We start from the raw sequence: 9,161 nt of genomic DNA, 5'->3' as shown, positions 1-9,161 counted from the left end.
GAGCGGCAGATGCTGGCGCTCGCCCGCGCCCTGATGAGCCGGCCGCGCCTGCTGCTGCTCGACGAACCGAGCCTGGGCCTCGCGCCGAAGATCGTCATCGACATCCTCAACATCGTCTCGGAACTGCGAAAGACCGGTGTCTCCATCCTGCTCGTCGAGCAGAATGCCCGCGCCGCGCTCGAAATCGCCGACGAGGGTTATCTGGTCGAATTGGGCGAAGTCCGCCTTTCCGGCCCGGCAAGCGAAATGGCGGTCAATCCGGCGCTGATGGAAAGCTACCTCGGCACCCATTCCTGATGAGATAATTCAGCCTGACGCGGTCGATCAATCGAAGCTCTCGACCAGCTTCCGACGGAACTCGTCCATACGATAGACCGGGGTGGATAGCAGCGGGATCATGCCCTTCTGCCAGTTCCAGCCGTCGAGGCGTTTCAGGAGGTCCGGATTGCCGGTGACGATATGCATCGGCACGTCGCGCGAGGCCCCCTCGCCGGTAACGATCGACGCCGGCTGGTGATCGCCGAGCAGAATGAACAGTGTGTTCTTGCCATAACGTGCCATGTAGGAGCCAAGCGTTTCGAGCGTGTAGTCGATCGAGGTGAGATATTGCGCCCGGACGCGGTTCGGATCCGCCCAGATGACCGAGGGCGGGTCGCCGCTTTCCGCCTGTGCATTAAAGACCGCGCCGTCGCCGATCCGGTCCCAGTCGACCAACGAGGGAAGCGGCGTCCAGGGTGCGTGGCTGGAGATCAGCGCCATTTCCGCCATGACCGGTCTGTGGCCGGGCTCGTCACGTGCCTGCCGCTCCAGCCTCTCGAAGGCCTCGAGCGTGAACTGATCCGGCATCGTCACCCAGTTGAAGGATTTGCCGCGATAGCCGAGCCCGGCGGCGGCATGGATGCTGTCATAACCGAAATAACCGGCTTCCGGCCAGTCGAGCGTGATCGCCGGCATCACCGCTGTGGTACGCCAGCCGGAGGAACGGAAGAGGTTGTTGAGGCTCGTCCGCTCGCTGGTAATCAGCCGGTCGTAACGACCCTGATTGTCGACCCAGAGGCCGGAGAGCAGCGTGCCATGCGCCAGCCAGCTGATGCCGCCGACGGTCGGCGAGGTGAGCCAGCCGCTGCGGGCCTGCAGGCCTGCGGCCCCGATCTCCTTCTCCACGGACGTCAGCCGGTTGTTGATGACCGTCGCGTAACGCGGATCTTCGATCGCGCTGCGGCCATAGGATTCGACGAACACCAGCACGACATCGGTACCGGCAAGCGCCGAGAAATGCGGCCCGGCGGTGACCGGATCCTGCTTCAACTCGTCCTCGAACCGGGCGAGATCGGCAATCGAATCCTTCACCATGGCGATGCGGTTGACGAAATAGGAAGCGGCATCAGCCTCGACGCCGAGGCTGCGTCGATCGTCATTTTGGACCGCAAGCGCCACCAGGCCGATCAACAGAACCGCACCGGAGACGAGAGCGGACTTGCGCCGGGCTCCCCCCGAAAGGCGCCGGAAACCGCCAAGCGACCAATAGAGGACGGCGGCAACAACCAGCCATGCCAGAAGCCCCGCACAGATGATCCCGACCGCCTTCGTAAGGCCGACGGAACCGCTTAGGAGATTCCAGCCGTCGGTGAGGATCTTGAGGTCGAGATAGGGATTGAACGGTCGCTGGAAGGCGGTGCCAGTGCCTATGTCCGCGAGTTTCAGGAACAGCATTGCGGCCAGCAGCAGGGTGACCGCAATGCGCAGAAGGGAAAAACCGAGACCCGCCAGCACGGAAGCCAGCAACGCAACTGCGACCACCTCCAGCGGAAACCTAACCTCGGAAAAATCGGTGAAATCCGAAGGAAGCGCCAAGATTGCCCCAACGATCGCCAGCGCAATCGTGATCCTCAGAAATGGCGGTCTATTTGCCTTGCGTTGCGCGATATGCCCTATTCTGTCGATGTCACTCTGGCGAAAGGGCCGAAACTCGTTCATGCGCTGCTCCTGCAAAACCTTCGGCCCATGCGTTTTCTGAAACTTATAGGCTTATCTGCAGCCTTCGCACTTCTCATTGCCGTGATCCTGCGCTTCGATCCGCAACGGATTGTCGCAAGTCTGGCGTCGGCGGACCCGAGCTACGTGGGCGCCGGGCTTCTTCTGGCGCAGGTGCAGATCGTTCTTTCCGCGCTCCGCTGGCGGTTCACGGCGGCGCGGCTGGGCCAGCACTTGGGCGTCGGCCAGGCGATCGGCGATTATTATCTCGGAACGTTGATCAACCAGCTTCTGCCGGGGGGTGTGGCCGGCGATGCCGTACGCGCCGTCCGCAACCGGGCTCATGGTGATGGCGGCTGGAAGGTGCCGGCGCAGGCCGTGATCTTCGAGCGGATCGCGGGGCAAGGTGTATTTTTTCTCATAGCCACCATCGGCGTCATGCTCTGGCCGCTTCTAGGCCGAGCGATGATTCCGGAGGAGCTGCGCCACCTTCTCTCCGGTTTCGCGCTTGTCGTCGCCGGGTTGGTACTCGTGTGTCTGTTGCTGCTTCGCTTCCCGCCGCTCCGCATCCGACCTCAGCTTGGAAGGCTGAAGTCCGCGCTGGCGCAGGTCTTCGTGCAGGACGGAGCCTGGATAATGCAGACGCTGTTCAGCATCGTCATCGTCGCAAGCTATATCGCCATGTTCATGCTCGCTTCAGCAGCCGTCGGCTCGCCTTTGCCGGCGCTCGCGGCGGTTACCGCAATTCCGCTCTGTCTGCTGATGATGCTGATCCCTGCGACCATTGCCGGCTGGGGCGCCAGGGAGGCGGCAGCGGCGGCGCTCTGGCCGCTCTTCGGTTACCCCGCCTCCAATGGCGTCGCCGCCAGCATCCTCTACGGCATTCTGGCGCTTGTCGGCGCAGCACCCGGCCTGGCGTTCATTTTCGCCGCGCTGCTCAAGAGGCGAAAACGCTGAAATCGTTAAGACTTCAGCCGTGCATAGATATCGCCGGAAGACGTCTGGCCGGAAAGGCCGGCAATCTCCGCCAGCATCGCGTCGGCGGTAATCCATTCGTGATGGACGAGCCGATGCCGCTCGCCCTCGACACGGTTGAAGCGATAGGGACCAAGCTTCCGCAGATGCCCGACTGCCTCCTCGGCGATTTCCATCGTCGCGGGGATATACTCGAAGGCGATCAGTGGGATGGGATGATGCAGCCCGGCGATGATATCCGCTTCCGCGCCCTCCACATCAATCTTGCAGAAGGCCGGCAGCCCGTATTCTTCGATCAGCGCATCGAGCGTCGTCATCTCCACACGTTCGACCCTATCCCAGGTGACATTGCGAAAACCGGAGGTCTTTCCGACTTTCGAAATCCAGGACGAGGAGATGCTCGTCACGGTCGGGTGGCGGCTGGAAATATGCAGGTCGACATTGCCTGGTTCCTTGCCGACTGCCTTGCGCAACAACGTCAATTCTTCGCCGGCAAAGGATCTGGCGATGAAGTCCGCAAACAACGGCTGCGGCTCCAGCGCGACGATCCTGGCACCGAGCGACAGAAGCGTGCGGCTTCGGCTGCCGGCATGGGCGCCGATATCGAACACCAGATCGCCCTTGCGGATAAGGTCCGCATAAAGCCGCTTCAGTGAAGAACGCCGCCAAGGCTGGCCGTAATAGATCAACAGCGAGCGCGTGAGGCCAAGGAAAGCGGAAAAATCAGGTCGCGGCATGGTGGTTCTTGCTTGCACTCACCAGGAAGATCACGTCGACGGCGAAGGAATAGGTGAGCGAGGCAAGAGCCCCGGCCGCAAGCAGTGTGGAGACCGGCATCGTAACGACCGGAAACAACATCAGACAGAGCGCCACGCCCTGCACGACGCAGATCGCCTTGCGGCGCATCGAATGAGGCAGTTCGCCCTTGAGCGCCGGAAACACCGCCTGCGCCCCGACATAGGCATAACGCATCAGGCCGATCAGCAGGACCCAAAGTCCCGCCTTGCCCAGCAACACTGCCGCGAGCGAGAGAAAAAAGATCAGCAGCGCATCCACTTCCATGTCGAAACGGGCGCCGAATTGCGAGGCCGTGCCGGTCTGGCGGGCGAGAAAACCGTCGACGCCATCCAGCGCCAACGCGAAGGCAACCACGAAGCCGAGCAGCCACAGTGCGCTCTGGTCGAGATCCACGCCGAATTGCGGCGACGCCAGCACCATACCGCCCAATACTGCCGTGAGCGCGGCACGGATCGTCGTCACGATGTTGGCAAAACCGAAACGGCCATGGCTGTGGGCGTGGAGATTGCCGAGAGCGATGGCGGAAATCACTGCATAGACGATGAAGGCGCAGCCGGCAGCGGCCGTGTCGATGCCGAGCCAGTCGCCGAGGAAATGCATCGCCGCAACGAGCGCGGCAGCGACGGTCATGGTCACCGCATAGGCATCCAGGGAGAGCAAGCGATAAGCCCTGCGCGCCGCCTGGCGATCCAGCGGCCCGGCATTCATCCAGTCAGCCATCGGACATGCCTTCCTCGTCCCAGGGATGATATGAAACATTCATGACGCTCTCCTCACAGGCACTACATGGAGAAGAATACGGAGCGCAGCAAAGGCCGGATCCGCAAAACCGGTGTCAAATAAACGTGATAGCGATGTCGACCTCTCGCACAACGACTCCCTTGCCGTCATCGTTGAAGCCTCTAGGTCTGGATTGTTGTGGCGTGAAAGGTGTGATGCGTGACAAGGCGTGAGACAGCCCCCAATGCGGCAACGCAAAAGGACGGAAGAGCCCTCTGGATCGAGGAGACAGGCCGTTGCGCGCTTCGGCAGGAGAAATTGCCGGCGGAGTGCGAAGGCGAGGTTGTCGTCCGCACGCTTTATAGCGGCATCAGCCGCGGCACCGAATCGCTGGTCTTCGCCGGACAGGTGCCGGAAAGCGAATACGAGCGCATGCGCGCACCGCATCAGGCAGGCCGGTTTCCCTTCCCGGTGAAATACGGCTATGCCGCCGTCGGAATTGTCGAAGAAGGGCCGGAACGTCTCGTCGGCAGAACTATCTTCTGCCTGCATCCCCATCAGGACCGTTTTCGGGTGCCCGTTTCGGCTATTCACCCGCTTGCCGACGATTTACCCCCGCACCGTGCCGTGCTGGCTGCCAATATGGAAACCGCGCTCAATATCACCTGGGACGCGGGCATCCAGCCGGGTGACCGCGTGGTCATTTTCGGCGCCGGCGTCGTGGGGCTTCTGGTCGCCTACCTTGCGTCGCGGATCATCGGCACTGAAGTGGTGATCTCCGATATCGAACCGGAGCGTGCCGAAACCGCTAAGGCTCTCGGTCTTCGATTTGCGTCTGCCGATGATGTGCCCCATGATTGCGACGTGCTGGTCAATGCTTCCGCTTCGGCCGACGCTCTGGCAACGGCGCTCGATCATGCCGGTTTCGAAGCCCGGGTTATCGAAGCGAGCTGGTATGGAGAAAAGCACGTGGAGATCCCGCTTGGGCATGCTTTTCATGCCAAGCGCCTGTCCATCGTCAGCTCGCAGGTCGCCTCGCTGCCGCCCGGGCGGCGCGCCCGCTGGGACACGAGGCGCCGCATGAGCAAGGCACTCCAGCTTCTCGGCGACGACCGGCTCGACCATCTGATTTCGGGCGAAACACCGTTCGAAACCATCGCCGCCGATTATGCCGACATTATCGGCTCGGCCGCCACGCTCTGCCATCGCATCAAATACTGAAGGAAATCCCGCATGTTCGCCGTTGAAGTCCGTGATCACATCATGATCGCGCATAGTCTTCCCCGCCCGGTTTTCGGCCCCGCCCAAGGCATGCATGGGGCAACCTTCGTGGTCGACGCCGCCTTCTTCACCAGCGATCTGGACGAGAACGGGCTTGCGGTGGATATCGGGCTGGCGTCCGAGGTGCTGAAGGACGTGCTGGCGCCGCTCAACTATCAGAACCTCGACACGCTGGAGATTTTCGCCGGCAAGGTGACGACGACAGAATTCCTCGCCAAGCACATTTTCGACCGCATCGCCGATGCCATCCGGAACGGCCGGCTCGGTGAGGGCGGTGCGCGCATCCGCAAACTGCGGGTCATGCTGCACGAATCACACACCGCCCGCGGCTGGTTCGAGGCCGAGCTGTGAGCCGCGATCTTGTCCTTGCCTATCCCGGCGACCTCGAAACCCGCACCGGTGGTTATGGCTATGATCGGCGTGTCGTCGCGGCCCTTACCGATCTCGGCTGGAATGTCGAACTGATCTCCCTCGGCGACGGCTTTCCAGATCCGAACGCGAAACAGCTCGACGATGCCGGGCGGATGCTCTCCGGCCTTGCCGATGACAGCCTCGTGCTGATCGACGGCCTGGCCTTCGGCGTGATGGACGAATGGGCCGGGCGCGAGGCGAAACGCCTGAAAATCACGGCGCTCGTGCATCACCCACTGGCCCTGGAGACGGGGCTCGACGGCGAACGACGACAGGCTTTAGCCGCCCGCGAAAAGGCCGCGCTGGCGCAGACCCGCGGTGTTGTCGTCACATCGCATGCCACCGCCGCCGAACTCGCCGCCAATTACGCCATTCCTGCGGAAAAGATCACGGTCGCCATCCCGGGCATGGATCCGGCGCCGCTGGCTGTCGGTGGCGGCGATCCGCCTCTGATCCTCAGCATCGGCACGCTGACCCACCGCAAAGGCCACGACATACTGATCTCTGCGCTCGAAAAGCTCCGCGATCTGCCATGGACCTGCCGCATCGTCGGCAGCAAGGTGCTCAATCCCGGCGTCGCCGCGGAACTCGAACGCCAGGTTGCCCAATCCGGGCTCGGTGACCGCATCGAGCTCGCCGGCCAGATCGACGACACACGCCTGGAATTCGCCAAGGCCGACATCTTTGCGCTGGCGAGCCGCTACGAGGGTTACGGCATGGTGTTTGCCGAGGCGCTCGCCCAAGGGCTGCCGATCGTCGGCTGCGCGGCGGGGGCTGTGCCGGATGTCGTGCCGGAAAGCGCCGGCTTTCTTGTGCCACCGGACGATCCGGACGCTTTTGCCGCCGCTCTGCGACGGCTGCTGCAGGAGCCCGAAACCCGCATTTCGATGGCCGATGCCGCCGCAATCGCCGGTGCCAGGCTTCCCTCCTGGCGGGACACCGCCGCCATCATCTCCGATTTTCTGGAACGAGCGTCATGAGCGGCTTCGACAGGGATTGGCTGGCGCTGCGCGAACCTGTGGATGGTCGCGCACGGGACGCGGATTTGCTGGCAGCGACGATCCAATCCCTCCAAAGCGTCTCTGCCCCGACGATCCTCGATATCGGCTGCGGTACCGGCTCGACCTTCCGCGCGCTTTCGCCAAAACTTCAAAAACCGGTGCGGTTTCGGCTTTTCGACGACGATCAGCGGCTTCTGGACGAAGCAAATCGCCTGCATGGCGAGGCCATCGAGATTGTTCGGGGCGACCTCAACGAGATCGAAGCTCTGCCGCTCGCCGATGTCGGCCTCGTGACCGCCTCCGCTCTCTTCGATCTCTGTTCCGAGCAGTTCATTCGCCGTTTCGTCGCCCACATTTCGCAAAGAGGCGCCAGCCTCTATGCCGCGCTCAACTATGACGGCCGGATACGCTGGTCGAAACCACACCCGCTTGACGAGACCGTGGTTGCGAACTTCAACGCACACCAGTTGAGCGACAAGGGTTTTGGACTTTCGCTTGGGCCCCGGGCGTGGGCGACGCTGGCCGATTGTCTCGGGGAGAGCGGGTATACGGTGACGACGGCTGAAAGCCCTTGGGCAATGACCGCAGGCGACCGCGACCTACAGGGTCTGTTCCTCGACGGTGTGGTGCGCGCGGTCTATGAATACGGCCAGCTCGACGAGAGCGAACTCCGCGACTGGGCCGATTTCCGGCGAAAAATGGTTGATCGCGATGGCAGCCTATGCCAGGTCGGCCATCAGGACATCCTCGCGATCCGCTGAGGCGGCCACTTCAATGCGGAAATTGCAGTCGAATACGATATCCGTGCCTATATTGTAGACCTGAACCTCCGGACGGCGGGCCTCCGACAACCGGTCGATCGGCGAAAGCCGGATACCCGCGGGGCCCGAGCCGATGATGATCGGCGCGACCGAGACATGCAGCCGGTCGATCAGGTGTGCATCGACGAAGCGGGAAATCGTAGTTGCGCCGCCTTCGACCAAAACGGTCGTCAGGCCGCGTTCGGCGAGCGCGGCAAGAATATCCCGCGGAGCAAGTCCTCCATCCGCCTGGCGCGGCAGCCGGATGGTCCGATACCGGGCGTTGCGGAGAGGAACGTCGTCGGCCTGCATGACGTGCACGGGCGCGCCGCCGTCATGCAGCATCTTGGCCCGCTCGGGCATGCGGCCATTGCAATCCACCACGATGCGCACCGGGTTCCTGCCGCTGACGGCACGAACCGAAAGACTGGGATTGTCGGCAACGACCGTCCCGACCCCGATGATCACTGCATCCACCAGCGCCCGGCACCGGTGCAGATGGGCAATCCCATCACAGCCGGACACATCCTGGGCGTCGCCGGTCGGCGTTGCGACGCGGCCGTCCAGAGACTGGCCGACCTGGGCCAGAACCAGCGGCCCGCCACGGACCGCGATCGGCCTGTAGAGCGAGAGACCGGAACCATCGACATCGGCGGAAAGCGCCACCGGGCGCAGGGATCCTTCGCGAAGCGAAAGCAGATGCTGCCACAGTTCCTCGGTCATCCTCACTGATCGCATGTCCGCCTCGTCTTCCGGCCGAAAATGAAGAATGCCGGCACCTTCAAAAGGTTCCCCGCCCGCCCATTCTCCCGTAACTGTAATACGGCGAAAAATTTCACCGGATCAACATTCCGTCAATGCTCCGCTGAAAATTGCTGCCACCATGATCGATAGCCTCTCGAGAGAGCTTTTGGAGGCTTCCGTTATTCCTGGATTGCCGCCGCCTGATCTTAACCCCCCAAACAAAAAACCGCCGGATCCTTCGACCCGGCGGTTCCTCCGTCCCCATGTATGGGTCCATGTGTGGGATTGGCGTCAGCTGGCGCGGCGCATCTTCTGTGCGACGCGGTTGAGGCTGCCGGCGCCGGCGTTGTAGCCGGTGTCCTGGTTGGCGTTGATGCGGAAGCTGCTGATCAGGTTCAAGAGTTCGTCGGTATCGGCGGCAAGCGCCTCGGCCGAGGCGGTCGTTTCTTCCGCCATC

At 62.6% G+C, this 9,161-nt stretch carries 9 protein-coding genes and 1 pseudogene; 6 read left to right on the top strand and 4 right to left on the bottom strand.

Going from position 1 to position 9,161, the window contains the following annotated elements:
- A pseudogene (locus MOV61_RS25790) lies at window positions 1–297 on the top strand (ABC transporter ATP-binding protein); the annotation flags it as partial.
- Window positions 298–324: 27 nt separating this feature from the next.
- On the opposite strand, the gene MOV61_RS25785 reads toward MOV61_RS25790, so the two are convergent.
- Window positions 325–1,977: a sulfatase-like hydrolase/transferase gene (locus MOV61_RS25785; protein ID WP_247138622.1), complete on the bottom strand. Its 1,653-nt coding sequence runs from the start codon at window positions 1,975–1,977 to the stop codon at window positions 325–327.
- 27 nt (window positions 1,978–2,004) lie between these two features.
- On the opposite strand from MOV61_RS25785, the gene MOV61_RS25780 reads away from it, so the two are divergent.
- A complete protein-coding gene (locus MOV61_RS25780; protein WP_247138621.1) occupies window positions 2,005–2,931 on the top strand; it encodes a lysylphosphatidylglycerol synthase transmembrane domain-containing protein in 927 nt (308 codons plus the stop codon).
- A gap of 5 nt (window positions 2,932–2,936) precedes the next feature.
- Here MOV61_RS25780 and MOV61_RS25775 read toward each other — a convergent pair whose 3' ends face one another.
- Window positions 2,937–3,686: an FkbM family methyltransferase gene (locus tag MOV61_RS25775; RefSeq protein WP_247033182.1), complete on the bottom strand. Its 750-nt coding sequence runs from the start codon at window positions 3,684–3,686 to the stop codon at window positions 2,937–2,939.
- Window positions 3,673–4,467: a CDP-alcohol phosphatidyltransferase family protein gene (locus MOV61_RS25770; protein ID WP_247033183.1), complete on the bottom strand. Its 795-nt coding sequence runs from the start codon at window positions 4,465–4,467 to the stop codon at window positions 3,673–3,675. The genes MOV61_RS25775 and MOV61_RS25770 overlap by 14 nt, the downstream gene beginning before the upstream one ends.
- Before the next feature lie 318 nt (window positions 4,468–4,785).
- On the opposite strand from MOV61_RS25770, the gene MOV61_RS25765 reads away from it, so the two are divergent.
- From MOV61_RS25765 to MOV61_RS25750, 4 genes are read left to right on the top strand one after another with little or no spacing between them, the layout of a single operon-like run.
- Window positions 4,786–5,688 carry a zinc-binding alcohol dehydrogenase gene (locus MOV61_RS25765; RefSeq protein ID WP_247138620.1) on the top strand — a complete coding sequence of 301 codons (903 nt, stop codon included), beginning with the start codon at window positions 4,786–4,788 and terminating at the stop codon, window positions 5,686–5,688.
- Window positions 5,689–5,700: 12 nt separating this feature from the next.
- Window positions 5,701–6,099: a 6-carboxytetrahydropterin synthase gene (locus tag MOV61_RS25760; RefSeq protein WP_247033191.1), complete on the top strand. Its 399-nt coding sequence runs from the start codon at window positions 5,701–5,703 to the stop codon at window positions 6,097–6,099.
- On the top strand, window positions 6,096–7,139 hold the full coding sequence (locus tag MOV61_RS25755) for a glycosyltransferase family 4 protein (protein WP_247138619.1): 1,044 nt from the start codon (window positions 6,096–6,098) through the stop codon (window positions 7,137–7,139). Before MOV61_RS25760 ends, MOV61_RS25755 begins: the two co-directional genes overlap by 4 nt.
- Window positions 7,136–7,921 carry a class I SAM-dependent methyltransferase gene (locus tag MOV61_RS25750; RefSeq protein WP_247033195.1) on the top strand — a complete coding sequence of 262 codons (786 nt, stop codon included), beginning with the start codon at window positions 7,136–7,138 and terminating at the stop codon, window positions 7,919–7,921. Before MOV61_RS25755 ends, MOV61_RS25750 begins: the two co-directional genes overlap by 4 nt.
- Here MOV61_RS25750 and MOV61_RS25745 read toward each other — a convergent pair.
- The gene (locus tag MOV61_RS25745; protein WP_247033197.1) at window positions 7,880–8,698 is read right to left on the bottom strand and encodes a dihydrofolate reductase family protein; all 819 of its coding nucleotides are present in this window, start codon (window positions 8,696–8,698) and stop codon (window positions 7,880–7,882) included. The genes MOV61_RS25750 and MOV61_RS25745 overlap by 42 nt on opposite strands.
- Between the last annotated feature and the right edge of the window lie 463 nt (window positions 8,699–9,161).

The sequence above is a fragment of the Neorhizobium sp. BETTINA12A genome (assembly GCF_023006485.1).
Taxonomy (GTDB): domain Bacteria; phylum Pseudomonadota; class Alphaproteobacteria; order Rhizobiales; family Rhizobiaceae; genus Neorhizobium.
The sequence above is the reverse complement of the archived record's forward strand: the minus strand, read 5'-3'. Positions and strand labels throughout refer to the sequence as shown.